Raw genomic sequence first — 26,415 nt, 5'->3', positions numbered from 1 at the left:
GATTCAGTGCAGGAACGGCACTGCCAGCCTTCAAATACCACCTGAGAGACATCAATTGTGCCGCCTTCCAGACTTGGCACAACCACTGCATTAACTCTCCCAACAGACATAAAGCTCACCCTCAACGAAGAGGGCTGCGCTTCCCGATAGAACGGGACAAGGACAAAGGCGTCCCCGCCAGGCAACTGACGGGACGCCTTTTTTTGTTTGCGCGAAATGTTCAAGTACGACCTGAGACGCCCAGATGCGGCGGGTCCCAGCTCCCGGAGAACCTGATGAACAAACTAAAACTGGTGATGATCGGCAACGGCATGGCCGGGGTTCGCACCCTGGAGGAATTGCTCAAGCTGAGCAACGACCTGTACGACATCACCGTCTTCGGCGCCGAACCCCATACCAACTACAACCGCATCCTGCTGTCGCCGGTACTGGCGGGCGAGCAGACGTTCGAAGAGATCGTGCTCAACGACCTGGACTGGTACCTCGACAACAACATCAAGCTGCTGCTTAACCGCAAAGTGGTGCAGATCGACCGGATCAGGCGCCGGGTGATCGCCGATGACGGCACCGAAGCCGAGTACGACCGCCTGCTGATTGCCACCGGCTCGACGCCGTTCATCCTGCCGATTCCGGGCAACACGCTGCAGGGCGTGATCGGCTACCGCGACATCGCCGACACCCAGGCGATGATCAACACCGCCAGGACCCACACCCATGCCGTGATCATCGGCGGCGGCCTGCTCGGCCTTGAAGCGGCCAACGGCCTGATGCTGCGCGGCATGCACGTCACCGTGGTGCACATAGGCGAATGGCTGCTGGATCGACAGCTGGACAAGACCAGCGGCCAGCTGCTGCAGACCGCCCTGGAAGGTCGCGGCCTGCACTTTCGCCTGCGCGAACAGACCCACTCGCTACACGATGCCGGCAATGGCCGGGTCGGCTCGGTGCAATTCAACAATGGCGACGTGATCCCCGCCGACCTGGTGGTGATGGCCGCCGGTATTCGGCCCCGCACCGAACTGGCGGAGAAATCCGGCCTTCCCTGCAGTCGCGGGATCCTGGTCAACGACACGCTGCAAACCTACGACCCGCGCATCTACGCGATTGGCGAATGTGCCAGCCACCGCGGCATCGCCTACGGCCTGGTCGCGCCCCTGTTCGAACAGGCCAAGGTCTGCGCCAACCACCTGGCCCAGCTGGGTTTCGCCACCTACAAGGGTTCGGTGACCTCGACCAAACTGAAGGTCACCGGCATCGACCTGTTCTCCGCTGGCGACTTCATGGGCGGTGAAGGTACCGAGACCATCACCCTGTCGGACCCGATTAGCGGGATCTACAAAAAACTGGTGATCAAGGACGACATCCTAGTCGGCGCCTGCCTGTACGGCGATACCGCAGACGGCGGCTGGTATGTCCGCCAGATCCGGGAGAACCACGACATTGAGCCAATCCGTGACCACCTGATGTTCGGCGACGCCTGCTTGCCGGCCCAGCGGGAAGCAAGCTGATGGACCGGCAGATCACCGCTTCAACCTGCTGTTACTGCGGGGTCGGCTGCGGCGTGCTGATCGAACATGACGGCGAGCGCATTCTCGGCGTCAGCGGCGATCCGGCCCACCCCGCCAACTTCGGCAAGTTGTGCAGCAAGGGCTCGACCCTGCACCTGACGGGCGACCTTGCGGCACGGGCGCTCTATCCGGAACTGCGCCTGGGCAAAACCCTGGCCCGCGGCCGTACGGACTGGGACACCGCCCTGGATCACGCCGCCAGCGTATTCGCCCGCACCATCGCCGAACACGGCTCGGACAGTGTGGCGTTCTATATCTCCGGCCAATTGCTGACCGAGGATTACTACAGTTTCAACAAACTGGCGCGGGCGCTGGTGGGCACCAACAACATCGACAGCAACTCACGCCTGTGCATGTCTTCGGCGGTGGTCGGCTACAAGCGCAGCCTCGGCGCGGACTCCCCGCCGTGCAGCTACGAAGACCTGGAGTCGAGCGATTGCGTGATGATCGTCGGCAGCAACATGGCCTACGCCCACCCGGTACTTTTCCGGCGGCTGGAAGAGGCCAGATCCCGCCGACCGCAGATGAAAGTCATCGTTATCGACCCGCGCCGCACCGACACCTGTGACCTCGCCGACCTGCACCTGGCGATAGTGCCGGGCACCGATGTCGCCCTGTTCCACGGAATCCTGCACCTGTTGCTGTTGGCGGACCAGGTTGATCATGGCTTTATCGACGCGCATACCCAGGGGCTGCCAGCGCTGAAAAGCCTGGTGCGCAACTACAGCCCGCAGAGGGTCTCGCAACTGTGCGGGATCAGTGTCGAACAGCTGCAGCAGTGCGCGAAGTGGATAGGCACTTCGCCGACTTTCCTGTCGTTGTGGTGCATGGGGCTCAACCAGTCCACGGCGGGCAGCGCCAAGAACAGCGCGCTGATCAATCTGCACCTGGCCACCGGGCAAATTGGCCGCCCAGGCGCAGGACCTTTCTCGCTGACCGGTCAGCCCAATGCCATGGGCGGCCGCGAAACCGGCAGCCTGTCGAACCTGCTGCCGGGCCATCGCGATGCCGCCAATGCCGATCATCGTGAGGAAGTGGCGGCCTACTGGGGTGTTGAGCAGCTGCCGCACACCACCGGATTGAGCGCCATCGAGTTGTTCGAACAGGTGCGCAGCGGCCGTATCAAGGCCTTGTGGATCGCCTGCACCAACCCGGCGCAATCGATGCCTGACCAGAACGCCGTGCGCGAGGCCCTGCAGGCATGCCCGTTCGTGGTGTTGCAGGAAGCCTTTCGCACCACTGAAACCGCAGCCTTTGCCGACCTGCTGCTACCCGCCGCGAGCTGGGGTGAAAAAGAGGGCACTGTGACCAACTCCGAGCGGCGCATTTCCCACGTGCGCCAGGCTGTCATCGCCCCTGGCGAGGCACGGCCGGACTGGGCCATCACGGTGGATTTCGCACAGCGCCTGGAAAAACATCTGCGTCCAGAGCACGCCAGCCTGTTTGCCCTCGACACGCCGGCGCAGATCTTTGATGAGTACAAGGAGCTGACCCGAGGCCGCGACCTGGACCTTTCCGGGCTCAGCCATGCCTTGATCGACCGGATCGGCCCGCAACAATGGCCCTTCCCGCCCGGCGCCAGCCAAGGTACCCCGCGCCTGTACGGTGACGGAGTATTCCCCACCGCCAACGGCCGCGCGCACTTCATTGCCGACCCCTATCGAGCGGCCAGGGAACAACGGGATGCGCGGTTTCCCCTGACCCTGATCACCGGGCGCCTGCGCGATCAATGGCACGGCATGAGCCGCACCGGCACCGCTGCGCAGCTGTTCGGTCACGTCAGTGAAGCGGTGTTGAGCCTGCACCCGGATGAGCTACGCCGCCATCGCTTGCAGTCCGGCGACCTGGTCAGCCTGCAAAGTCGCCGTGGCGCGGTAGTGCTGCCGGTGACCCGTGACGAAAACGTCCGGCCAGGCCAGGCGTTTTTGCCCATGCACTGGGGCGACCGGTTTCTCAAAGGCGGGGTCAATACGCTGACCCAACCGGCCTTTGACCCCCTGTCGAAGCAGCCCGAACTCAAGCACAGCGGCGTGCGACTGGAGCCGATAAACCTGCCGTGGCGGCTGTTTGCCCTGATCGAAGGCAACGTTCAACAGCAACTGGAGCGCCTGCGCCCCCTCTGTGAGGAATTTTCCTACGCCAGCCTGAGCCTCACTGGCCGTGAGCGCCCGGCGCTGCTTATACGCGCTGCCAGCGCCTCGGCGCCCGACGCCCAGTTATTGCGCGACATCGACCAGTGCCTGGGCGTGGATGAAGGGCCGGTACTGGCCTACGAGGACGTGCGCCGCTCGATCGGCAAACGCGTACGCATCGAACACGGCAGGATCACCGCCATCCGCCTGGCCGGGGAAACCCTGGCCCAGCACTGGCTGCACAACCTGTGGCTCGAAGGGCGCGCCGATGAACCACTGCGGCGCTGGATGCTCGCCCCCTTGAGTGCACCACCCGGCAACGGCGCCGCCATTGGCACTGGCAAAAAAACCCTGTGCAACTGCCGCAATGTCAGCCACAACGCGGTTTGCGCGGGAATCAGTCGAGGCCTGGACTTGCTGGGTCTTAAACAGGAATTGGGTTGCGGCACGCAGTGCGGTTCGTGCGTCCCGGAAATCAAGCGAATGCTGGCCGCCACGGCTCAGCCAGTCGCCATTATTTGATGAGGAAAATACGATGAGCGCAAAAGTCTGGCTGGTGGGTGCAGGTCCTGGTGACCCGGAATTGTTGACCCTCAAAGCAGTGCGCGCCATGGGCGAAGCGGATGTGGTGCTGATCGACGACCTGGTCAATGACGCCGTGCTGGAACATTGCCCCCATGCGCGAATCATCGCCGTGGGCAAGCGCGGCGGCTGTCGCTCCACGCCACAGGCGTTCATCCATCGCCTGATGCTGCGGTATGCGCGCCAAGGCAAATGTGTGGTGCGGCTCAAGGGCGGCGACCCGTGCATTTTCGGCCGCGGCGGTGAGGAAGCGCAGTGGCTGCGCGAGCGTGGGGTGGAGGTCGAACTGGTAAACGGCATCACGGCCGGACTGGCTGGGGCAACGCAGTGCGATATTCCCCTGACCCTGCGCGGGGTTGCGCGCGGAGTAACGCTGGTGACGGCGCATACCCAGGATGGCAGCAGCCTGAATTGGCAGGCGCTGGCACAGGGGGGCACCACCCTGGTGGTGTACATGGGCGTGGCGAAGCTGAGTGAGATCCGTGAGCAACTGCTTGCCGGGGGCATGGCCCTGGATACGCCGGTGGCCATGATCGAAAACGCCTCCCTGGCGCATCAGCGCGAATGCCGCAGCGACCTGAACGACATGGAACAGGATGCGAGTGCGTTTGAATTGAAAAGCCCGGCGATTCTGGTGATTGGGGCTGTGGCCAAAGATCAAAAGATCGCAGCCTGCGGCAGCTCCTACAAGCCCCAGCGTACATCCATGTAAACGCCGCGGCGCCCACAATGCCCCTGTGGTAACCCGATCCTGCAGAAGCTGCCGAAGGTTCGGGCCGCGGGCGGACGATCCCGTAGGAGCTGCCGAGGGTTCGGGCCGCGGGCGGACGATCTTTTAGGGCCACCGCAAAATCCGGATAAAACCCAAATCGCAGGCAAAGAAAAGCCCGGCCTAAGCCGGGCTTTCCTCAGAGCTGCGAGCTAATTACTTAGCTTGAGCTTCAACCTGCGCTTCTACGCGACGGTTTACAGCGCGGCCAGCTTCAGTAGCGTTGTCAGCAACTGGGCGGGATTCGCCGTAGCCAACGGACTGAACGCGGGACGATTCAACACCGTACTGGTTGGTCAGAACTTGCTTAACGGCGTTTGCACGACGCTCAGACAGCTTCTGGTTGTAAGCGTCAGGACCGACGGAGTCAGTGTGACCTTCAACAGTGGTGCTGGTCGATGGGTACTGCTTCATGAAGTCAGCCAGGTTCTTGATGTCGCCGTAGCTGTTGGTTTTAACAACAGATTTGTCGAAATCGAACTTAACGTCCAGCTCTACACGAACAACTTCAGCAACTGCTGGGCAGCCGTCAGCGTCAACAGTTACGTTGGCTGGGGTGTCCGGGCACTTGTCAACGTTGTCGCAAACGCCGTCGTTGTCGCTGTCGGAGCAGACTTCAGCTGGTGCTGGAACTGGAGCAGCAGCAGGCTTGGAGCCGCCACCGAAGTTCACACCGATACCGACGCTAGGAGCCCACTCGGTGTCGCCCTGGTCGATGTTGTATTGAGCTTCAACGCCAGCACGGGCGTAGAAGTTCTCGGTGAAGTACAGCTTGGCACCGCCGCCAACGTTGGCGAAGGTGGAACGGTTACGACCGTTCGAGCCGTTCTGATCGATGCTCTGATCGGAGAAACCGGCCGAAACGTATGGACGAACCATGTCGCCTGGGTTGTTGAAGTGGTACAGAGCGTCCAGAGCGGTGTTAGCGCCCTTGATGTTCTGGCCGCTGTCGGAACGGACATTGTGCACTTCGTCGTAGGCCAGACGCAGTTCAACGTCGTCAGTCAGGAAGTAACCTACGGAACCGCCGAACAGGTTGCCGTCATTCTTGAAGTTACGAGCGCTGTCGAATTGTTCTTTCTTAGCGAAGCCTTCGATTTCAACTGCGCCTTGGCCTTGTGCCAGAGCGCCGAACGAAGTGGCAGCAATAAGAGAACCAATGGCCAAGCCCAAGGTGTTTTTCAGTTTCATCCGTTAAATCCCCATCTGGTGATTGTGAAGCAGTCCCGCAAACCGGGGGACAACTCGGCGGCAAGTCTATCAGAACTTGCCTACACGTAAGAGATATTTGCGTCGAACTAAGTTTCAGCTACGCCTGCAAATTTCTCACGCAATTTATATAGAGCACGTTTGTAACGCATTTTTGTTGCACTCAAACCCATGTGCATGATGTCTGCGATCTCCTGAAATTCCAGCTCTGCGACAAATCGTAGCACCAGAATTTCGCGGTCAATCGGGTTCACATACACCAGCCAGCGATCAAGTCCACCCTTTTCCTCGGCTTTGGGCATCTTTTCTTCAGATGCTTCCTCGAGGGGGTCCAGACTCAAAGCGTCCATCAAGCGACGCTTACGCCGTTCCTTGCGATACTGCGTGATGCATTCGTTGTACGTGATGCTGTAGAGCCAGGTTTTGAACTTCGATTTCCCCTCGAAGTTCTTCAGGCCATACAACACCTTCAGCATCACTTCCTGACAGACATCGTCCGCGTCGCGATCGTTCCCAAGATATCGTGCACAGACGTTAAATAATGTTCTCTGGTAACGCCGCATCAGTTCTTCATAGGCGCGCGTTACGTGAAACAGCTCGGTGTGCGAGCGCGCGACCAACTCCTCATCAGAGAGCTCGCGGGGGTCGTAGCGCGTGGAGAGCGATTGAGCTTTATTCAAAACAAGTCGGGCCGACAGTCAGGTCAATGTCCGCCGCAGCCCTTTCCAGGGCCATTTGCGGCGGCATACATTAGCAGGGTTTGCCGGGTTAGCGGCTACTCACATGCTGCTCCAGGAGGATCCGATTGGAGAGTGAGACTAGCTCACCCTCGTCGGTCAGCAATGTGGTTTTAACCGTGCCGATCTCTTCGATCTGGCCTTCGACCTCGCCAACACGCACTTGTTGCCCAACCTGATACAACTCACGCACATAGATTCCCGCAAGAATCTGACCGGCAATTTCCCGGCTTCCCAATCCCATGGCCAGCGCTACGGCCAGACCAACGGTAATCAAAACGATGACGATCACATGGTTGAGCAGGTCAGTCTTGACCTCCAACTGGCTGATCGCGACCGAAATACTGATGATGATTACCAGGCCCTGGGCAATTCGCCCCAGGCCCGACGCGTAATCCAGCCCCACACCTTCTGCGGCTCCGCGCACCAGCCCATTGGCCAGTTGCGCCAGGAGCACACCCACCAGCAACACCAGCGCGGCGCCGAAAACCTTCGGCAAATACAGCGCGAGCATGTCTAGCGTAGCTGAGACTCGCTCAAGTCCAAGAGATTCCGCAGCTGACACCAAAAAAATCAGCAGGACGAACCAATATACGATTTTACCGATCAATGTCGAGATGGGCACCTGCAGCCCGGCGCGGGACAACAGCTTGGTCAAACCGGTGCCGCCCATCAGGCGATCAAGGCCCAGCTTGGCCAGCAGTTTGGACAGCAACGTATCGAGCAGCTTGGCCACCACGAAACCCAGGAGCAGCACCACCAGTGCGCCAAAGAGGTTCGGGATGAAGTTTGCAACCTTGGTCCATAACGCAGTCATTGCAGTGACGAGGCTCTGAGTCCAGAGATCAAGTTCCATATTCAATCAGCCTTATCAGCAGTGCGAACAGTAGGTTTACGGTGACGGGAAACCGGCGAGACATGGGCCGATCCGTTATTCAGGGCGATCATCAGCGCGGGCAACCAGCGGCCCAGCAGACTGAACAGATCACCGGCGCCGACCTGGCGGTTGGCGGTTTTCAATACACGTCCAAGGCACGCATCGTCGTCCCGGGTGGACGGTGATGCCTTGAGCATGTCGCGCAAAGACTGTTCAAACGGATCGTGCATACGCACCTCTCGTGATGTCTGTGAAAGACGCGATCAAATTTGCCCGGGTCACATGACGCATCGTCAGACCCAACGCAAACGACGGAATAACCACCACTGCCCGAGCGCCACCGAGACCATCATCAGGCAGGCCACCAGGAAGCCATAGGGGCTGTCGGACAACGGAATCCCGCCGACATTTATACCCAGTAGACCGGCCAGGAAACTCATCGGCAAAAAGATCCCGGTGATGATGCCAAAACGGTACATCGTGCGGTTCATGCGCACGCTCAAACGCCGATCTTCGGCCTCGAGGACCAACCCCACCCGCTCCCGGGTCAATTCCAGCTCTTCGAGATAACGCGTCAGGCTGTTGTTCAATTCGTTCCAGTAATCGGCATCGTCATCGACGAACCAGGGCAATTTTATCCGCGTCAGCTGGCCGAAAATATCGCGCTGCGGAGCGAGGAATCTCTTCAGCGCAGCCGCCCTGCGACGGATCTGCAAAATGGCTCCATGCTCGGGCGTATACCGTTCGTCGGCATCCAGTTTTTCTTCTTCCTCATCGACCACTTCCGAGAGGCAACTGACCAGATCCTGCACCTTGTGGGTGAGCAGCTGGGCCATATAAAGGATGAGTTCGGAGGCGGTTTTCGGGCCTTTGCCTTCTTCGAGCTGCGCCAGCAATTCATCGGTGGCCCGCAACGGGCGCAGGCGCAGGGAAATGACCCGCTGCGCCGAACCGAAGATGCGCACGGAGACCATATCTTCCGGTTCCGCCCCGGGATTGAGGTTGATGCCGCGCAGGAACAGTAAAAATTCGGAGTCCGGCAGCGGCAACAGGCGCGGCCGGGTGTTCTCCTCAAGCAGCAGGTCGCAGCTGAACTCGGTCAGGCCGCTGTATTTGCGCAGCCAGGTCTGGGTCTGCGGATGACTGCGGTCCCAGTGCAGCCACAGGCTTTCGTGGGCCTGCAACTGCAAGTCATCGAGCTCAGTCCGGGCTATCGAACGCGCACCGCCTTTACCATCCAGCACCAGGGCATGCACCAGCCCCCACTGCGCGTTGTCTTCCTCGAACATCCTCACCCCTAAGTTGGTCGCGCGTGCTTACTCGGGCATCTGCAGCGGGCTGGGCGAGATGATCACGCCGTTGTTGTCCGCATAGATGTATTCGCCCGGGCGAAAGGTCACGCCGGCAAACGTCACCGGGATGTTGATTTCGCCGACTCCACGCCGATCGGACTTGCGTGGGTGGCTGGCGAGGGCCTGAACGCCGAGGTCGGTCTGCGCAATGATATCCACGTCGCGGATGCAGCCGTAGATCACCAGGCCTTCCCAGCCGTTTTTCGCGGCCTTCTCGGCCAGCATGTCACCCAGCAGTGCGTGACGCAGGGAACCGCCGCCGTCAACGACCATCACTTTGCCATGCCCCTCGAGCTCGACCTGCTCCTTGACCCGCGAGTTGTCCTCGAAGCACTTGACGGTCACGATTTCGCCGCCGAAGGAATCACGGCCACCGAAGTTGCTGAACATCGGTTCCAGCACCTGGACCAGCTCCGGATAGGCGTCGCACAGGTCAGGGGTGATGTAATGGTTCATCGAGAAACTCCTGTAGAGAGGAAGACAATCGAGATGTCGCAAAGTGACCGGAAAAGCATGATGCGTCATATCTTAGCCGCAACCCGGTGCGAGCGAAATGCCCTTGATAGAGCATTGCGCTCAGACTGCCGCGGCTAAATCCGCCTGGCCAGGCAACAGCGCCGTGCGCTGGTCGACCAGCCAGCGCGCAACCAGCGGCCACACTTCGGCCTGGGCGGCTTTGCTGACGAGCATCTCGACGTGACCAAAATTATCGGCAAAGCCCTGGTCGCGACCCAGATTGACGAATTGCTTGTGCTCGGAACCGATCTGCTCGAACAGCTTGCGACAGGCCCAGGTCGGGTCCTGATGATCGCCCGCAGCACTGACGGCCAGCACCGGCAGTTGCACGTCCGCCAACCCGGCCCACCAATCCTTGTCCGCATCGCCAAAACGCCCGAACAGGCCGTACCAGCGCATGCTTTCCAGGGCCAGGCCGATCGGCTCGTCCTCCGGACCGCGCTTGAGCCTTGAACCGGAGAGCTGGGCAAAGCGCTTGAGGATGAAGCGACCGCCCCACTCCACTGGCGGGATCTTCAGCGGCCAATAGGTGCGGCTGACCTGTGTGCCGAAGAAGGCGGCAGACGCCACCACCGACTCGTCGATGTACTGGCCGCCCAGCGCCGCCGCCAGGGTAATGCCCCCCAGCGAATGTCCAACCCAGTGCGCAGCCTGGCCACTTTGCTCGTGCACGAAGGCGCCGATGGCCGGCAGGTCGTAGCGCGCGTAGTCGGAGACGCGGTTCTGCCGGTAACCCTGGTTGCGCTGCGACAGGCCGTGGCCGCGCATTTCCGGGATCCAGACATCAAAACCGAGACGGGTCAGATAAGCACCCAGCCCCAGGCCCTTCGGGGAAAACCAGAATCGACGGTTGGAGAAGCTGCCATGCAGCAGAATCACCGGCACACCGCGCCGGGACGGCTCGTCGGCCATGCCCAGGCGCGTCACGGCCAGTTCGACGGTGCCGTCCGGGCTGTTGGCGGGTTTCAAACGGTAGACGTCTTCGCTCAGATCACCGCGGCGTTCGGCGCTGATCAGGGCGACAGGAAATAGTTGGCTGCTGCTTTGCATAATGCTCTTGCACAAAAAAGGGCGGCTTCCAGAGGAGCCCGCCCTACTTGAATCTCTAAAACGGCCGTTCCCCCCTGTAGGCGCGAGCTTGCTCGCGAAGAACCTCAGGACGCCGCGTTTATTCAGGATAAACGCATTATCGTTGACGTCCATCGCGAGCAAGCTCGCTCCTACAGGGGAGCGGCCCGCTCACACAATCAAACGGCTGCTTGACCTTCCGCCAGGAAGAACCAGGTTTCCAGTACGGAGTCCGGGTTCAGCGAAACGCTTTCGATGCCCTGCTCCATCAGCCACTTGGCCAGGTCCGGGTGGTCCGAAGGGCCCTGACCGCAAATGCCGATGTACTTGCCAGCCTTGTTGCACGCGGCAATGGCGTTGGCCAGCAGCTTCTTGACGGCCGGATTACGTTCGTCGAACAGGTGCGCGATGATCCCGGAGTCACGGTCCAGGCCCAGGGTCAGCTGGGTCAGGTCGTTGGAGCCGATGGAGAAGCCGTCGAAGAATTCGAGGAATTCTTCAGCGAGGATCGCGTTGGATGGCAGTTCGCACATCATGATGATGCGCAGACCGTTCTCGCCGCGGGCCAGGCCATTCTCGGCCAGCAGATCAATCACCTGGCTCGCTTCGCCCAGGGTACGGACGAATGGCACCATGATTTCGACGTTGGTCAGGCCCATCTCGTTGCGCACACGCTTGAGGGCGCGGCACTCGAGCTCGAAGCAGTCGCGGAACGCCTCGCTGATGTAACGCGAGGCGCCACGGAAGCCCAGCATCGGGTTTTCTTCTTCCGGCTCGTAGAGCTTGCCGCCGATCAGGTTGGCGTATTCGTTGGACTTGAAGTCCGACAGGCGCACGATGACCTTTTTCGGGGTGAACGCGGCGGCCAGGGTGCTGATGCCTTCAACCAGCTTGTCGACGTAAAAATCGACCGGGTCGTTGTAACCGGCGATGCGCTTGTCGACGCTGTCCTTGATGTCCTGCGGCAGGCCGTCGTAGTTCAACAGGGCCTTGGGGTGCACGCCGATCATGCGGTTGATGATGAATTCCAGACGGGCCAGGCCCACACCGGCGTTCGGCAGTTGCGCGAAGTCGAATGCACGGTCCGGGTTGCCGACGTTCATCATGATCTTGAACGGCAGGTCGGGCATGGCATCAACGGAGTTTTTCTTGATGTCGAAGCCCAGTTCGCCTTCGAAGATGTAGCCGGTGTCGCCTTCGGCGCAGGAAACGGTCACGCCCTGGCCGTCTTTCAACAGCTGGGTGGCGTTGCCGCAACCGACTACAGCCGGGATCCCCAGTTCGCGAGCGATGATTGCCGCGTGGCAGGTACGACCGCCACGGTTGGTGACGATGGCGCTGGCGCGCTTCATGACCGGTTCCCAGTCCGGGTCGGTCATGTCGGACACCAGTACGTCGCCTGGCTGGACCTTGTCCATCTCGGACACGTCCTTGATGATGCGCACCTTGCCCGCGCCGATGCGCTGGCCGATGGCACGACCTTCAACCAGCACGGTGCCGGTTTCTTTCAACAGGTAACGTTCCATGACGTTGGCCTGGGTGCGGCTCTTCACGGTTTCCGGACGGGCCTGTACGATGTAGAGCTTGCCGTCGTCACCGTCCTTGGCCCACTCGATGTCCATCGGGCACTGGTAGTGCTTCTCGATGATCATCGCCTGCTTGGCCAGCTCGCTGACTTCGGCGTCGCTCAGGCAGAAACGTGCGCGATCAGCCTTGTCGACGTCGATGGTTTTCACCGACTTGCCGGCCGTGGCGACTTCGCCGTAGATCATCTTGATGGCCTTGCTGCCCAGGTTGCGGCGCAGGATGGCCGGACGACCCGCCTCCAGCGTGCCTTTGTGGACATAAAACTCATCCGGGTTCACCGCGCCTTGTACGACGGTTTCACCCAGGCCGTAGGCGCCGGTGATGAACACCACGTCACGGAAGCCCGATTCGGTATCGAGGGTGAACATCACGCCGGCGGTGCCGGTTTCGGAGCGGACCATGCGCTGCACGCCAGCCGACAGGGCCACCAGCTTGTGGTCGAAGCCCTGGTGGACGCGGTAGGAGATCGCACGGTCGTTGAACAGCGAAGCGAACACCTCTTTGGCGGCGCGAATGACGTTTTCGACACCACGGATGTTCAGGAAGGTTTCCTGCTGACCGGCGAAGGACGCATCCGGCAGGTCTTCGGCAGTCGCGGAAGAGCGCACGGCAACGGCCATGTCAGGGTTGCCGGCCGACAGCGTGGCGAACGCGGTGCGGATCTCGGCGTTGAGCTTCTCGGGGAACTCGGCTTCCATGATCCATTGACGGATCTGGGCGCCGGTCTTGGCGAGGGCGTTGACATCGTCGACGTCGAGGGCGTCGAGGGCGGCGTGGATCTGGTCGTTCAGGCCGCTGAGTTCGAGAAAATCACGATAAGCCTGAGCTGTCGTGGCGAAGCCACCGGGCACCGATACACCGGCACCTGCAAGGTTGCTGATCATCTCGCCCAGGGATGCGTTCTTGCCCCCCACATGCTCAACATCGTGTTTGCCGAGCTTATCGAGGGAAACTACGTACTCTACCAAGGTGATCTCTCCACTAACTGTGTTGGAAAAGCTCAGAAGCCGGCTGCCCTGAGGGGCGTTTTCCGGCTGTATGGCCTGGACCTGGAAAATAAGTGAGAATGCGGGCCATTGGCGGCCGACAAATCGCGCCTATCATATCCAAGAATGATCATTAGCTTAAGGCCCAAGGTGCAAATGAAACGATCTGCTTTCTTTATTTCCGACGGCACCGGCATCACAGCCGAAACCCTGGGCCAAAGCCTTCTGGCGCAGTTCGAAAACATAACCTTCAGCAAATTCACGCGACCGTACATCGACAACGTGGATAAAGCGCGGGCCATGGTACAACAAATCAACAAAGCCGCCGAAACCGACGGCTTCCGGCCGATCATCTTCGACACCATCGTCAATCAGGACATTCGTGAGATCCTCGCCACTTCCAATGGTTTCATGATCGACATTTTCTCGACCTTCCTGGCGCCCCTGGAACAGGAACTGACCGAGCATTCGTCCTACACCGTCGGCAAATCCCATTCGATCGGCACCAGCTCCAATTACATGGAGCGCATCGAGGCGGTGAACTTCGCCCTGGACAACGACGACGGCGCCCGCACGCACTACTACGACAAGGCCGACCTGATCCTGGTGGGCGTATCGCGCTGCGGCAAGACGCCGACCTGCCTGTACATGGCCATGCAATTCGGCATCCGCGCGGCCAACTACCCGCTCACCGAAGACGACATGGAGCGCCTGCAACTGCCCAACGCCCTGCGCGCCCACCAGCACAAGCTGTTCGGCCTGACCATCGACCCGGACCGTCTGACGGCCATCCGCAACGAGCGCAAGCCCAACAGCCGCTATTCGAGTTACGCCCAGTGCGAATTCGAAGTGCGCGAGGTGGAGAACCTGTTTCGCCGCGAGAACATTCCCAACATCAACTCCACGCATTTTTCCGTCGAAGAGATTTCGGCGAAGATCCTGGTGGAGAAAGGCGTCGAGCGGCGGTTCAAATAGTTTTTCGATGCCTGTTCCGGCCTCATCGCGGGCAAGCCCGCTCCCACAGGTTTTGCTGGTGTATGCTGATTTTGCATTCACAAAAGAACCCTGTGGGAGCGGGCTTGCCCGCGATTGAACGATGACGCGGTTTAGCTAAATCACAAATAAATCCACAAACCGATTCACCGGTGTCGCCTCCAGCCGAGCCTGATCCTTGCACAGCTCGAAGATCTCAGCGCTACGCTGGCGGGTGAATCGAGTCAGCAGGTTCGTCCTGAACTTGTCCTCCAGCAATGGAATGCCTTCGGCACGACGCCTGCGATGGCCGATCGGGTATTCCACCGCCACGTTCTCGGTACTGGTCCCGTCCTTGAAAAACACCTGCACCGCATTGGCGATCGAGCGCTTGTCGGCTTCCAGGTATTCACGGGTGTAAACCGGGCTTTCGACGATGACCATTTTCTCGCGCAGCACATCGATGATCGGGTGCGCTGCGTGGAAGGCATCCTCGTATTGCTCGGCCACCAGGTTGCCGAACGCCAGTGGCACGGCCGTCATGTACTGGATGCAATGATCGCGATCCGCCGCGTTGGCCAGCGGGCCGACCTTGGAAATGATGCGGATCGCCGACTCGTGGGTGGTGATGACGATCCGGTCGATTTCATGCAGGCGGTTGCGCACCTGTGGGTGCAGGGTCACTGCCGCTTCACAGGCAGTTTGTGCGTGGAACTCGGCGGGAAAGCTGATCTTGAACAGCACGTTTTCCATCACGTAGGAGCCGTATGCGCGGGAGAAACTGAACGTGCGCTTGTCTTGCGGCTTGAGTGCCAGATCGTTGTTGGTGTGGCTGAACAACACGTCGTAGAACCCCCACTGCCGGGCCGTCAGCACCCCGGGAATGCCCATTTCCCCGCGCATCGCGATGTCCGCCAGGCGTACCCCGCGACTGGTGGCATCGCCTGCTGCCCAGGACTTTCGCGAGCCGGCATTCGGTGCATGCCGGTAGGTGCGCAGGGCCTGGCCGTCGGCAAAGGCATGGGACAAGGCTGACAGCAGTTGCTCGCGATTGGCGCCCATGAGTTTGGCGGTGACGGCGGTCGAGGCGACTTTGACCAGGAGGACGTGGTCCAGACCCACTCGGTTGAAGGAGTTCTCCAGGGCAATCACGCCCTGGATTTCGTGGGCCATGATCATGGCTTCAAGCACTGCGCGCAGGGTCAGCGGTGCTTCGCCGTTGGCCAGGCGTTTTTGCGACAGGTGGTCGGCTACCGCGAGAATACCGCCGAGGTTATCCGACGGGTGACCCCACTCCGCGGCGAGCCAGGTGTCGTTGTAATCGAGCCAGCGCACGATGCAGCCGATATCCCAGGCGGCCTTCACCGGGTCGAGGCGGTAGCTGGTGCCCGGCACCCGCGCGCCAAAAGGCACCACCGTGCCTTCGACGATCGGCCCCAGGTGTTTGGTGCATTCGGGGAAGCGCAGGGCCAGCAGGCCGCAGCCGAGGGTGTCGATCAGGCAGTTGCGGGCAGTGTCCAGGGCTTCGGCAGATTCAACCTTGAAGGTGAGGACGTAGTAGGCGATGTCCTGCAGGACGGAGTCGTAATCGGGGCGGTTGTTCTGGTCGACGTTGGTGCTCATGTTCGATTCACTCTTGAAGTGGTTCGTTGATGGGACCTCGGTTCAGGGCAATCAAATTTTATTATTGAAGTGCTTTCCCACTGTAGGAGCTGCCGAAAGCTCCTACAGGGGCTGCCGTGCCGGGTTAGAAGGAATCACCCGGCACGCGCACGAAGCCTTCCATCAGTACCCGCGCACTGCGGCTCATGATGGCTTTTTTCACGGTCCACTCGCCGTCAACCAGGCTCGCCTCGGCGCCTACGCGCAGGGTGCCGGATGGATGGCCGAAGCGCACCGCATTGCGTTCGGTGCCGCCGGCCGCGAGGTTGACCAACGTGCCGGAAATCGCTGCCGCCGTACCAATGGCCACGGCCGCCGTGCCCATCATCGCGTGGTGCAACTTGCCCATGGACAGCGCGCGCACCAGCAGGTCGACATCCTCCGTCTTGATCGCCTTGCCGCTGGACGCTACGTAGTCCGCAGGCGCAGCAACGAAGGCCACTTTCGGCGTGTGCTGACGCGTGGCCGCTTCGTCGAGGTTCTTGATCAGGCCCATGCGCAGGGCGCCGTAAGCGCGAATGGTCTCGAACATCGCCAGCGCTTTCGGGTCGCCGTTGATCGCACCCTGCAGTTCGGTGCCGGTGTAACCGATGTCTTGCGCGTTGACGAAGATGGTCGGGATACCGGCGTTGATCATGGTCGCCTTGAAGGTCCCCACGCCCGGCACTTCCAGGTCATCGACGAGGTTGCCGGTGGGGAACATCGAACCACCGCCCCCCTCTTCTTCCGCAGCCGGGTCGAGAAATTCGACCTGGACTTCGGCCGCGGGAAAGGTCACGCCATCGAGTTCAAAATCGCCGGTTTCCTGCACCTCGCCGTGGGTGATCGGCACGTGGGCGATGATGGTCTTGCCGATGTTGGCCTGCCACACGCGAACCACGGCCACGCCGTTGTGCGGGACACGGCTGGCGTCCACCAGGCCATTGCTGATGGCAAACGAACCGACCGCCGCCGACAGGTTGCCGCAGTTGCCGCTCCAGTCGACAAAAGGCTTGTCGATAGACACCTGGCCGAACAGGTAATCGACGTCGTGGTCGGCCTTGGTGCTTTTCGACAGGATTACGGTTTTACTGGTGCTGGAGGTGGCGCCGCCCATGCCGTCGATTTGCTTGTCGTAGGGGTCGGGGCTGCCGATCACCCGTAGCAGCAAGGCATCGCGCGCCGGGCCTGGAACCTGCGCCGCTTCGGGCAGGTCTTTGAGGCTGAAGAACACCCCCTTGCTGGTGCCGCCACGCATGTAGGTGGCGGGGATTTTGATCTGCGGTGCGAACTGGGTTGCGTGAGCCATGGTGCTCCTTAAAAGACGCGACGGAACCTGAAGTCCCGTCGCGGCATATCGAGTTGTTAAACGGCCACCGCCGACTCTTCGAGGAAGTCCTGGGCGAAACGTTGCAGCACGCCTCCAGCCTCGTAGATCGACACTTCTTCAGCGGTATCGAGGCGGCAGGTCACCGGCACATCGACGCGCTCGCCGTTCTTGCGATGGATCACCAGCGTCAATTCGGCACGCGGCGTACGCTCGCCAATCACGTCGTAGGTTTCGCTGCCGTCGATGGCGAGGGTGTGGCGGTCGGTGCCTGGCTTGAACTCCAGCGGCAACACGCCCATGCCCACCAGGTTGGTGCGGTGGATGCGTTCGAAACCTTCGGCGGCAATCGCTTCCACACCGGCCAGGCGCACGCCTTTCGCCGCCCAGTCCCGGGAAGAACCCTGGCCATAGTCGGCGCCGGCGATGATGATCAGCGGCTGCTTGCGTTCCATGTAGGTTTCGATCGCTTCCCACATGCGCATCACCTGCCCTTCCGGCTCGACGCGTGCCAGCGAACCTTGCTTGACCTTGCCGTTTTCCCGGACCATTTCGTTGAACAGTTTCGGGTTGGCAAAGGTCGCGCGTTGCGCGGTCAAGTGGTCGCCGCGATGAGTCGCGTAAGAGTTGAAGTCCTCTTCCGGCAGGCCCATTTTCGCCAGGTATTCACCGGCGGCGCTGTCGAGCATGATGGCGTTCGACGGCGACAGGTGATCGGTGGTGATGTTGTCCGGCAGCACTGCCAGCGGACGCATGCCCTTGAGCGGACGGGCACCGGCCAGCGCGCCTTCCCAGTAGGGCGGACGACGAATGTAGGTGCTCATCTCGCGCCAGTCGTACAGCGGCGTGACTTTCGGGCCGGTGTCTTCGTGGATGGCGAACATCGGGATGTAGACCTGGCGGAACTGCTCGGGTTTGACCGATGCCTTGACCACTGCGTCGATCTCTTCGTCGCTTGGCCAGATGTCCTTCAGGCGAATTTCCTTGCCGTCTGCGTCCAGGCCCAACACGTCTTTCTCGATGTCGAAACGGATGGTGCCGGCGATGGCGTAGGCGACCACCAGTGGCGGGGACGCGAGAAACGCATTCTTGGCGTACGGGTGAATACGCCCATCGAAGTTGCGGTTACCCGATAGTACGGCGGTGGCGTACAGGTCGCGGTCGATAATTTCCTGCTGGATCACCGGATCCAGTGCGCCTGACATGCCGTTGCAGGTGGTGCAGGCAAAGGCCACGACGCCGAAGCCCAGTTGCTCGAGTTCCTCGGTCAGGCCGGCTTCGTCGAGGTACAGCGCGACGGTTTTCGAGCCCGGCGCCAGGGAAGACTTGACCCATGGCTTGCGGGCCAACCCCAGCTTGTTGGCATTGCGCGCCAGCAGGCCGGCGGCGATCACGTTACGCGGGTTGCTGGTGTTGGTGCAGCTGGTGATGGCGGCGATGATCACGGCGCCGTCGGGCATCTGGCCTGGAACATCGTCCCACTGACCGGAGATGCCTTTGGCGGCCAGGTCCGACACCGCGACACGGGCGTGCGGGTTGCTCGGGCCGGCCATATTGCGCACCACCGAAGACAGGTTGAAGGTCAACCCACGTTCGTATTGCGCATGCTTCAAGCTGTCGGCCCACAGGCCGGTGATCCTGGCGTAGTTCTCCACCAGCTGCACCTGCTCGTCTTCACGGCCGGTGAGTTTGAGGTAGTCGATGGTTTGCTGGTCGATGTAGAACATCGCAGCCGTGGCGCCGTATTCCGGGGCCATGTTGGAAATAGTGGCGCGGTCGCCAAGGGTCAACCTGGACGCGCCTTCACCGAAGAATTCCAGCCATGCGCCGACGACTTTTTGCTGACGCAGGAACTCGGTCAGCGCCAGCACCATGTCGGTGGCGGTGATGCCCGGTTGCAGCTTGCCGGTCAGTTCAACGCCAACGCTTTCCGGCAGACGCATCCACGACGCACGACCGAGCATCACGCTTTCCGCTTCCAGGCCACCCACGCCAATGGCGATCACGCCCAGTGCATCGACATGCGGGGTGTGGCTGTCGGTGCCGACGCAGGTATCGGGGAACGCCACGCCGTCGCGCACCTGGATCACCGGAGACATTTTCTCCAGGTTGATCTGGTGCATGATGCCGTTGCCTGGCGGGATCACATCGACGTTTTTGAAGGCTTTTTTGGTCCAGTTGATGAAGTGGAAACGGTCTTCGTTGCGGCGGTCTTCGATGGCGCGGTTCTTCTCGAACGCTTCCGGATCAAACCCACCGCGCTCGACGGCCAGGGAGTGGTCGACGATCAGCTGAGTCGGCACTACCGGGTTGACTTGCGCCGGGTCGCCGCCTTGCAAAGCGATGGCGTCGCGCAGGCCGGCGAGGTCGACCAGCGCGGTCTGGCCGAGGATGTCGTGGCAGACCACACGCGCCGGGAACCACGGAAAATCGAGGTCGCGTTTGCGCTCGATGAATTGCTTGAGGGATTCGGTGAGCGTGGCCGGGTCGCAGCGACGCACCAGGTTTTCCGCAAGGACGCGGGAGGTGTATGGCAGGGTGTCGTAGGCACCCGGCTGGATGGCGTCGACAGCCGCGCGGACGTCGAAGTAATCCAGATGGCTGCCGGGCAGCGGTTTGCGAAATTCAGTGTTCATCGTCAGGACTCGGTCACGGTGTGTTCAGAAGGTGGAGCCTGGTACCGGGCTTGAATTCAACACCATCCACTGTGGGAGCGGGCTTGCCCGCGATTACGGTGGGTCAGGCGACATTTATGTCGAATGTGACTCCGTCATCGCGGGCAAGCCCGCTCCCACAGGGATTTGCGATATGTTCAAATCCCTGCGTCGGCGCTCCCACCATTCAGCGTTGTTCGATTGGCACGAACTTGCGCTGTTCGACGCCGGTGTACTCGGCGCTCGGGCGGATGATGCGGTTGTTGGCGCGTTGTTCGAAGACGTGCGCCGCCCAACCGGTCAGGCGCGAGCAGACGAAGATCGGGGTGAACAACTTGGTCGGGATGCCCATGAAGTGGTACGTCGACGCATGGTAGAAGTCGGCGTTGGGAAACAGTTTTTTCTGTTCCCACATGGTCTTGTCGATCGCCTCGGACACCGGGAACAACACAGTGTCACCGACTTCTTCGGCGAGCTTTTTCGACCAGCCCTTGATCACCTCGTTGCGCGGATCGTTGTCCTTATAGATCGCGTGGCCGAAGCCCATGATCTTGTCCTTGCGCTCGAGCATGCCGAGGGTGCCCTTGATCGCCTCTTCCGGGGAGGAGAAACGCTCGATCATTTCCATCGCCGCTTCGTTGGCGCCACCGTGCAATGGCCCACGCAGCGAGCCGATGGCCGCGGTGATGCACGAGTAGAGGTCGGACAGGGTCGAGGCACACACCCGTGCGGTGAAGGTCGAGGCGTTGAACTCATGTTCCGCGTAGAGGATCAGCGAAACGTTCATCACCTTGACGTGCAGCTCGCTCGGTTTCTTGCTGTGCAGCAGGTGCAGGAAGTGACCACCGATGGAGGGTTCGTCGCTCACGCAGTTGATGCGCTTGCCCTCGTGGCTGTAGCGGTACCAGTAGCACATGATCGCCGGGAAAGCGGCCAACAGGCGATCGGTCTTGTCATGCTGCTCGGAGAAGTCTTTCTCCGGTTCCAGGTTGCCCAGGAACGAACAGCCGGTGCGCATCACGTCCATCGGATGGGCGTCGGCGGGAATGCGTTCCAGGACTTCCTTGAGCGCTTGCGGCAGGTCGCGCAGCTTGCCGAGTTTGTCCTGGTAAGCGGCGAGTTGTGCCTGGGTCGGCAGCTCGCCGTACAGCAGCAGGTACGCCACTTCTTCAAATTGTGCGTCTGCCGCCAGTTCGCGAACGTCGTAGCCGCGATAGGTCAGGCCTGCGCCCGACTGGCCCACGGTGGACAGTGCGGTTTGCCCGGCAACCTGACCACGGAGCCCGGCGCCACTGAGTACTTTTGCTTCGGCCATTGCTGTCTCCAATATTCTTGAATTTGTCTGGGAAACTTGTAGGAGCGAGCTTGCTCGCGAAAAACGTTTCATCGCCGCGGGGCATCAGGTTTCCCGCGTTAACGTTGGCGACCCTCGCGAGCAAGCTCGCTCCTACAGGGGCATTGCTTTATTTCTTGGCGGCAAACAACGCATCAAGCTTCTGCTCGAACGTGTGGTAATCGATGCGATCGTAAAGCTCCATGCGAGTCTGCATGGTGTCGATGACATTCTGCTGAGTGCCGTCGCGACGGATTGCGGTGTAGACGTTTTCCGCCGCCTTGTTCATGGCCCGGAAGGCTGACAGCGGGTACAGCACCAGGGACACGTCGGCTGCTGCCAACTGCTCGGTGGTGTACAGCGGGGTCGCGCCGAATTCGGTGATGTTGGCCAGGATCGGCGCTTTCACGCGGTTGGCGAACAGCTTGTACATATCCAGCTCGGTGATGGCTTCCGGGAAAATCATGTCGGCGCCGGCCTCGATGCACGCCGCGGCGCGATCCAGGGCAGATTCGAGGCCTTCCACTGCCAGGGCGTCGGTGCGGGCCATGATCACGAAACTGTCATCGGTACGCGCATCGACGGCCGCCTTGATGCGGTCGACCATTTCCTGCAGCGACACGATCTCTTTATTAGGGCGGTGACCGCAGCGCTTGGCGCCGACCTGGTCTTCGATATGAATCGCCGCCGCGCCAAACTTGATCATCGACTTGACGGTACGCGCGACGTTGAACGCCGAGGAACCGAACCCGGTATCCACGTCCACCAGCAGCGGCAGGTCGCAGACATCGGTAATGCGCCGTACGTCGGTCAGCACGTCATCCAGGCCGGTGATACCCAGGTCCGGCACACCGAGGGAGCCAGCCGCGACCCCGCCACCCGACAGGTAGATGGCCTTGAAACCGGCGCGCTTGGCCAGCAACGCATGGTTGGCGTTGATCGCGCCAACGACTTGCAACGGATGCTCGCTGGCGACCGCATCGCGGAAACGCTGGCCTGGAGTGCTCTTGTTGGAACTCATGACTCACCTCGTTCAGTGGCTGTCTGGTTAGCGCCGTCCTGGTAGTGACGGGCGATATTGCGTTTGGAGGCGCCGATATGGCGGCGCATCAACAACTCGGCCAGTTCACCGTCACGGTCGGCGATGGCATCGAGAATTCGGTGGTGTTCGGCGAACGCCTGGTGCGGGCGGTTGGGCGTGGTGGAAAACTTCATGCGGTACATGCGCACCAGTTGGTACAACTCGCCGCAGAGCATCTGGGTCAGGGTGCGGTTGCCGCTGCCCTGGATGATCCGGTAATGGAAATCGAAGTCGCCTTCCTGCTGGTAATAACCGATGCCGGCCTGGAACGCCTCATCGCGCTCATGGGTTTCGAGCACCCGGCGCAGTTCGTCGATTTCTTCCAGGGTCATGCGCTCGGCCGCCAGGCGGCAGGCCATGCCCTCGAGGGACTCGCGAATTTCGTAGAGTTCCAGCAGTTCGGCGTGGTTGAGCGATACCACACGCGCCCCGACATGCGGTACGCGCACCAACAGGCGCTGGCCTTCCAGGCGATGGATGGCCTCGCGCAGCGGCCCGCGGCTGATGCCATAGGTGCGCGCCAGCTCCGGTTCGGAGATCTTGCTGCCCGGAGCGATCTCGCCCTTGACGATGGCCGCCTGGATGCGCCGGAAGACGTTCTCGGACAACGTCTCCGAATCGTCCTGGGCAATGACCGGGGGATCGAGTTGATCCAGCATATTGTCGACACCTTGAAAGCTGATACCGGGAAAACTAGCGAAAACGGTACGTACAGTCAAAGGAAATATGGATATTGTCGACAATCGTCTAATAAGCCTATGAAACCTACCGGCGCGGCATTAGAGGGTATAGCCCCCTGCCAGCGGTGGCGCCATAAAACCACCGTGCTAGAATGCCACCCGCATTTGTTTGTGACATCTGCACCGCCTGTCATCACATGATGGCTGGCATACGAGGGAGCTTGCGCAGCGATGCCAGGGCCTTGAATCAATACACGGACCGCTGCGCCCCAGGATTTATGACACTCAAGCCCTTTTTCACCTTCCTCTATCTCCTTTGCCTGCCCGGCGTCGCCGCGGCGGGGGAAAAGACCGTTTACGGCCTCAACGAATATGCGTCCCTCAATGGCATCGACCTTGAAGTCGCGGCCAAACTCGACACGGGCGCGAAAACCGCCTCGCTGAGTGCCCGGGATATCAAGCGCTTCAAGCGCAATGGCGAATCCTGGGTGCGCTTCTACCTGGCCATCGACACCGCGCACTCGCACCCGATCGAGCGACCGCTGGCCCGCGTCAGCAAGATCAAGCGACGCGCCGGGGACTACGATCCCGATGAGGGCAAGAAGTACACCGCTCGTCCGGTGATCGAGCTGGATATCTGCATGGGTTCGGCTTTACGCAGCATCGAAGTGAACCTAACCGACCGCAGCGCTTTCCAATTCCCGCTCCTGATCGGCTCCGAAGCACTCAAACGCTTCGACGCGCTGGTCGATCCAAGTCTTAAATACGCTGCTGGCAAACCCGCCTGCGCCACCGACGCACATACCGCAGAGTAATTCCAATGCGCGCTCTTACACTCCATCTGAGAATCCTGATCGCCATCCTGGTGGTGCTGGGCATTTCAGTGACGGCCTATCAGATTTTCGTGCTCGGCATTCCAGTGACCGAAGACGCTACCGACGACTTGTGGAACATCGACGCCAAGGTCGAGTTCGTCGCCAGTGCCAAGGATCCGGTCAAGATCCAGATGTTCGTGCCGCCGTTGAGCCGCGACTATGTCAGCCTCAACGAAAGCTTCATTTCCAATAACTATGGCGTGGCGGTCAACCGTGTCGACGGCAACCGCAAGGTCACCTGGTCTGCGCGACGGGCCAAGGGTAACCAGACGCTGTACTACCGCCTGGTGCTGACCAAGCGCTACACCGGCGAGAAGGCCAAGATCAAGGGCCCCACCTTCCGCGACAGCATCGTGGTCGAAGGTCCGGAGAAAATCGCCGCCGAAGCCCTGCTCGCGCCCATCCGCCAGCATTCGGCCGACGTCGAGACCTTTATTGGCGAGGCCATCAAGCGGGTCAACAACCTCAACGACGACAACGTGAAGCTGCTGCTGGGCGGTGATCCGTCCACCGTGCACAAGGCGCGGATCGTCGAGCTGCTGCTGTCGATCGCCCACGTGCCGATCGAGAAAGTCCACACCATCCGCCTGGTGGCCGATCAGCCGCAAGTGCCCGAACTGTGGCTGCGCAGCTTCAACGGCACCGACTGGCTGTACTTCAACCCGGAAACCGGCGAGCAGGGCCTGCCGACCGACCGCCTGCTGTGGTGGACCGGCGATGAAAACCTGATCACTGTCGATGGTGGCAAGAAAGCCAATGTGACCTTCAGCCTGAACAACAGCGAAATGAACGCCATTCGCCTGGCCAAGCTGACGGATGAAAACACCGACGCCAACTTCCTCGAATATTCGCTGTATGGCCTGCCCCTGCAGACCCAGCAGACCTTCATGATCATGGTGATGATCCCGATCGGCGTGCTGGTGATCCTGATCCTGCGCAACCTGATCGGCCTCCAGACCCTCGGGACCTTTACCCCGGTACTGATCGCCCTGGCCTTCCGGGAAACCCAGCTGGGCTTCGGCATCGTGCTGTTCACCATCATCACCGCGCTTGGGCTGTCACTGCGCTCCTACCTTGAACACCTGAAGCTGCAGATGTTGCCGAGGCTGTCGGTGGTACTGACGTTCGTGGTGGTGCTGATTGCCGCGATCAGCCTGTTCAGCCACAAGCTCGGCCTGGAACGCGGGCTGTCGGTGGCGCTGTTCCCGATGGTGATTCTGACCATGACCATCGAACGCCTGTCGATCACCTGGGAAGAACGCGGCGGTGGCCATGCCATGAAAGTGGCGGTCGGCACCCTGTTCGCCGCCTCCCTGGCGCACCTGATCATGAGCGTGCCGGAACTGGTGTACTTCGTGTTCACGTTCCCGGCGATCCTGCTGATCCTGGTGGGCTTCATGCTGGCCATGGGTCGCTATCGCGGCTACCGCCTGACCGAACTGGTGCGTTTCAAGGCGTTCCTGAAGAAGGCTGACGCCTGATGTTCGGTTTCTGGAAGACCTGGAAGGCCCTGGAAGCCCGGGGCATCATGGGCATCAATCGGCGCAACGCGGACTATGTGCTCAAGTACAACAAGCGCAGCCTGTACCCGATCGTCGATGACAAGATCATCACCAAGGAGCGCGCGATCGCTGCCGGCATCCATGTGCCGGAACTGTATGGGGTGATCTCCACCGAGAAGGAAATCGACAAGCTCGACGAGATCATCGGCGGGCGCACCGATTTCGTGGTCAAGCCGGCCCAGGGCGCTGGCGGTGACGGCATCATCGTGATCGCTGACCGCTTCGAGGGGCGCTATCGCACGGTGTCCGGGAAGATCATCAGCCATGAGGAGATCGAGCACCATATCTCCAGCATCCTCACGGGCCTGTATTCCCTCGGCGGTCACCGCGACCGCGCCCTGATCGAATACCGAGTGATCCCGGACCAGATCTTCAAGAGCATCAGCTATGAGGGCGTGCCGGACATCCGCATCATCGTGCTGATGGGCTACCCGGTCATGGCCATGCTGCGCCTGCCCACTCGCCAGTCCGGCGGCAAGGCCAACCTGCACCAGGGCGCCATCGGCGTAGGTGTCGACCTTGCCACCGGCCTGACGCTGCGCGGCACCTGGCTGAACAACATCATCACCAAGCACCCCGACACCACCAACGCTGTCGATGGCGTACAGCTGCCCTACTGGGACGGATTCATGAAGCTTGCCGCCGGTTGCTATGAGCTGTGCGGGCTGGGCTACATTGGCGTGGACATGGTGCTCGACCAGGAAAAAGGCCCGTTGATTCTCGAGCTCAATGCCCGGCCCGGCCTGAACATCCAGATTGCCAACGATTGCGGGCTGACACTGCGCACCCATGCCGTCGAGGCGCGACTGGAAGATTTGAAGGCCCGCGGTGTGACCGAGACGGTTGAGGAACGCGTGGCGTTCGTGCAGGAAATGTTCGGGCATATTCCACCGGTTGAAGGCTGACC

20 protein-coding genes and 1 pseudogene are annotated in these 26,415 nt (G+C 60.9%); 7 read left to right on the top strand and 14 right to left on the bottom strand.

Annotated elements, in window-relative coordinates; translation table 11 throughout:
• Nucleotides 1–275 precede the first annotated feature (275 nt).
• From HYI44_RS08420 to cobA, 3 genes and pseudogenes are all read left to right on the top strand, one after another.
• Nucleotides 276–1,484: pseudogene (locus tag HYI44_RS08420) on the top strand (NAD(P)/FAD-dependent oxidoreductase); the annotation flags it as partial.
• Nucleotides 1,485–1,507: 23 nt separating this feature from the next.
• The gene (locus tag HYI44_RS08415; RefSeq protein ID WP_225569165.1) at nucleotides 1,508–4,222 is read left to right on the top strand and encodes a nitrate reductase; all 2,715 of its coding nucleotides are present in this window, start codon (nucleotides 1,508–1,510) and stop codon (nucleotides 4,220–4,222) included.
• A gap of 13 nt (nucleotides 4,223–4,235) precedes the next feature.
• The gene (gene cobA / locus HYI44_RS08410; RefSeq protein WP_225569164.1) at nucleotides 4,236–4,994 is read left to right on the top strand and encodes a uroporphyrinogen-III C-methyltransferase; all 759 of its coding nucleotides are present in this window, start codon (nucleotides 4,236–4,238) and stop codon (nucleotides 4,992–4,994) included.
• Nucleotides 4,995–5,207: 213 nt separating this feature from the next.
• Here cobA and HYI44_RS08405 read toward each other — a convergent pair whose 3' ends face one another.
• From HYI44_RS08405 to ppsA, 8 genes are all read right to left on the bottom strand, one after another.
• Nucleotides 5,208–6,242 carry an OmpA family protein gene (locus HYI44_RS08405; protein WP_045060999.1) on the bottom strand — a complete coding sequence of 345 codons (1,035 nt, stop codon included), beginning with the start codon at nucleotides 6,240–6,242 and terminating at the stop codon, nucleotides 5,208–5,210.
• Between the two features lie 107 nt (nucleotides 6,243–6,349).
• Complete coding sequence (gene sigX, locus HYI44_RS08400) at nucleotides 6,350–6,940, bottom strand: RNA polymerase sigma factor SigX (RefSeq protein WP_225569163.1); 591 nt, start codon at nucleotides 6,938–6,940, stop codon at nucleotides 6,350–6,352.
• An 88-nt stretch (nucleotides 6,941–7,028) separates the two neighbouring features.
• Nucleotides 7,029–7,853, bottom strand: coding sequence for a mechanosensitive ion channel family protein (locus tag HYI44_RS08395; RefSeq protein WP_008048604.1), 825 nt, complete (start codon nucleotides 7,851–7,853; stop codon nucleotides 7,029–7,031).
• A 2-nt stretch (nucleotides 7,854–7,855) separates the two neighbouring features.
• A complete protein-coding gene (locus HYI44_RS08390; protein WP_045060997.1) occupies nucleotides 7,856–8,104 on the bottom strand; it encodes a hypothetical protein in 249 nt (82 codons plus the stop codon).
• Between the two features lie 63 nt (nucleotides 8,105–8,167).
• Nucleotides 8,168–9,163, bottom strand: coding sequence for a zinc transporter ZntB (locus tag HYI44_RS08385; protein ID WP_122838090.1), 996 nt, complete (start codon nucleotides 9,161–9,163; stop codon nucleotides 8,168–8,170).
• 27 nt (nucleotides 9,164–9,190) lie between these two features.
• Nucleotides 9,191–9,682, bottom strand: a complete 492-nt coding sequence (gene rraA, locus HYI44_RS08380; protein WP_045060995.1) for a ribonuclease E activity regulator RraA — start codon at nucleotides 9,680–9,682, stop codon at nucleotides 9,191–9,193.
• Nucleotides 9,683–9,802: 120 nt separating this feature from the next.
• Nucleotides 9,803–10,792 carry an alpha/beta fold hydrolase gene (locus tag HYI44_RS08375; protein WP_225569162.1) on the bottom strand — a complete coding sequence of 330 codons (990 nt, stop codon included), beginning with the start codon at nucleotides 10,790–10,792 and terminating at the stop codon, nucleotides 9,803–9,805.
• 197 nt (nucleotides 10,793–10,989) lie between these two features.
• Entirely contained in the window at nucleotides 10,990–13,365 is a 2,376-nt protein-coding gene (gene ppsA, locus HYI44_RS08370) for a phosphoenolpyruvate synthase (protein WP_122838088.1), read from the bottom strand.
• Nucleotides 13,366–13,539: 174 nt separating this feature from the next.
• On the opposite strand from ppsA, the gene HYI44_RS08365 reads away from it, so the two are divergent.
• Entirely contained in the window at nucleotides 13,540–14,358 is an 819-nt protein-coding gene (locus tag HYI44_RS08365; protein WP_045060992.1) for a pyruvate, water dikinase regulatory protein, read from the top strand.
• A 135-nt stretch (nucleotides 14,359–14,493) separates the two neighbouring features.
• On the opposite strand, the gene prpD is transcribed toward HYI44_RS08365, so the two are convergent.
• The 6 genes from prpD to HYI44_RS08330 all read right to left on the bottom strand — a co-directional run bounded on the left by prpD (nucleotide 14,494) and on the right by HYI44_RS08330 (nucleotide 23,047).
• Complete coding sequence (prpD, locus tag HYI44_RS08360) at nucleotides 14,494–15,978, bottom strand: 2-methylcitrate dehydratase (protein WP_225569161.1); 1,485 nt, start codon at nucleotides 15,976–15,978, stop codon at nucleotides 14,494–14,496.
• A gap of 124 nt (nucleotides 15,979–16,102) precedes the next feature.
• Nucleotides 16,103–17,305 (bottom strand): 2-methylaconitate cis-trans isomerase PrpF, encoded by a 1,203-nt coding sequence (gene prpF / locus HYI44_RS08355; RefSeq protein WP_225569160.1) that lies wholly within the window; start codon nucleotides 17,303–17,305, stop codon nucleotides 16,103–16,105.
• Between the two features lie 56 nt (nucleotides 17,306–17,361).
• On the bottom strand, nucleotides 17,362–19,959 hold the full coding sequence (gene acnD / locus HYI44_RS08350; RefSeq protein ID WP_225569159.1) for a Fe/S-dependent 2-methylisocitrate dehydratase AcnD: 2,598 nt from the start codon (nucleotides 19,957–19,959) through the stop codon (nucleotides 17,362–17,364).
• 205 nt (nucleotides 19,960–20,164) lie between these two features.
• On the bottom strand, nucleotides 20,165–21,292 hold the full coding sequence (prpC, locus tag HYI44_RS08345) for a 2-methylcitrate synthase (protein WP_225569158.1): 1,128 nt from the start codon (nucleotides 21,290–21,292) through the stop codon (nucleotides 20,165–20,167).
• 148 nt (nucleotides 21,293–21,440) lie between these two features.
• The gene (gene prpB / locus HYI44_RS08335) at nucleotides 21,441–22,331 is read right to left on the bottom strand and encodes a methylisocitrate lyase (protein WP_010456549.1); all 891 of its coding nucleotides are present in this window, start codon (nucleotides 22,329–22,331) and stop codon (nucleotides 21,441–21,443) included.
• On the bottom strand, nucleotides 22,328–23,047 hold the full coding sequence (locus HYI44_RS08330) for a GntR family transcriptional regulator (protein WP_177328579.1): 720 nt from the start codon (nucleotides 23,045–23,047) through the stop codon (nucleotides 22,328–22,330). Before HYI44_RS08330 ends, prpB begins: the two co-directional genes overlap by 4 nt.
• A gap of 302 nt (nucleotides 23,048–23,349) precedes the next feature.
• Here HYI44_RS08330 and HYI44_RS08325 point away from each other — a divergent pair, with 302 nt between their 5' ends.
• Genes HYI44_RS08325 through HYI44_RS08315 form a run of 3 tightly spaced genes read left to right on the top strand, consistent with a single transcriptional unit; the run spans nucleotide 23,350 to nucleotide 26,413 of the window.
• Nucleotides 23,350–23,886: an ATP-dependent zinc protease gene (locus tag HYI44_RS08325; protein WP_045060985.1), complete on the top strand. Its 537-nt coding sequence runs from the start codon at nucleotides 23,350–23,352 to the stop codon at nucleotides 23,884–23,886.
• Between the two features lie 5 nt (nucleotides 23,887–23,891).
• A complete protein-coding gene (locus HYI44_RS08320) occupies nucleotides 23,892–25,427 on the top strand; it encodes an inactive transglutaminase family protein (RefSeq protein ID WP_122838083.1) in 1,536 nt (511 codons plus the stop codon).
• Nucleotides 25,427–26,413 carry an alpha-L-glutamate ligase-like protein gene (locus HYI44_RS08315; RefSeq protein WP_045060983.1) on the top strand — a complete coding sequence of 329 codons (987 nt, stop codon included), beginning with the start codon at nucleotides 25,427–25,429 and terminating at the stop codon, nucleotides 26,411–26,413. Before HYI44_RS08320 ends, HYI44_RS08315 begins: the two co-directional genes overlap by 1 nt.
• Nucleotides 26,414–26,415 lie beyond the last annotated feature (2 nt).

Origin of the sequence: Pseudomonas sp. Y24-6 (assembly GCF_020295325.1) — a bacterium.
GTDB lineage: Bacteria > Pseudomonadota > Gammaproteobacteria > Pseudomonadales > Pseudomonadaceae > Aquipseudomonas > Aquipseudomonas gregormendelii.
This window is presented reverse-complemented; position numbering and strand designations above follow the sequence as displayed.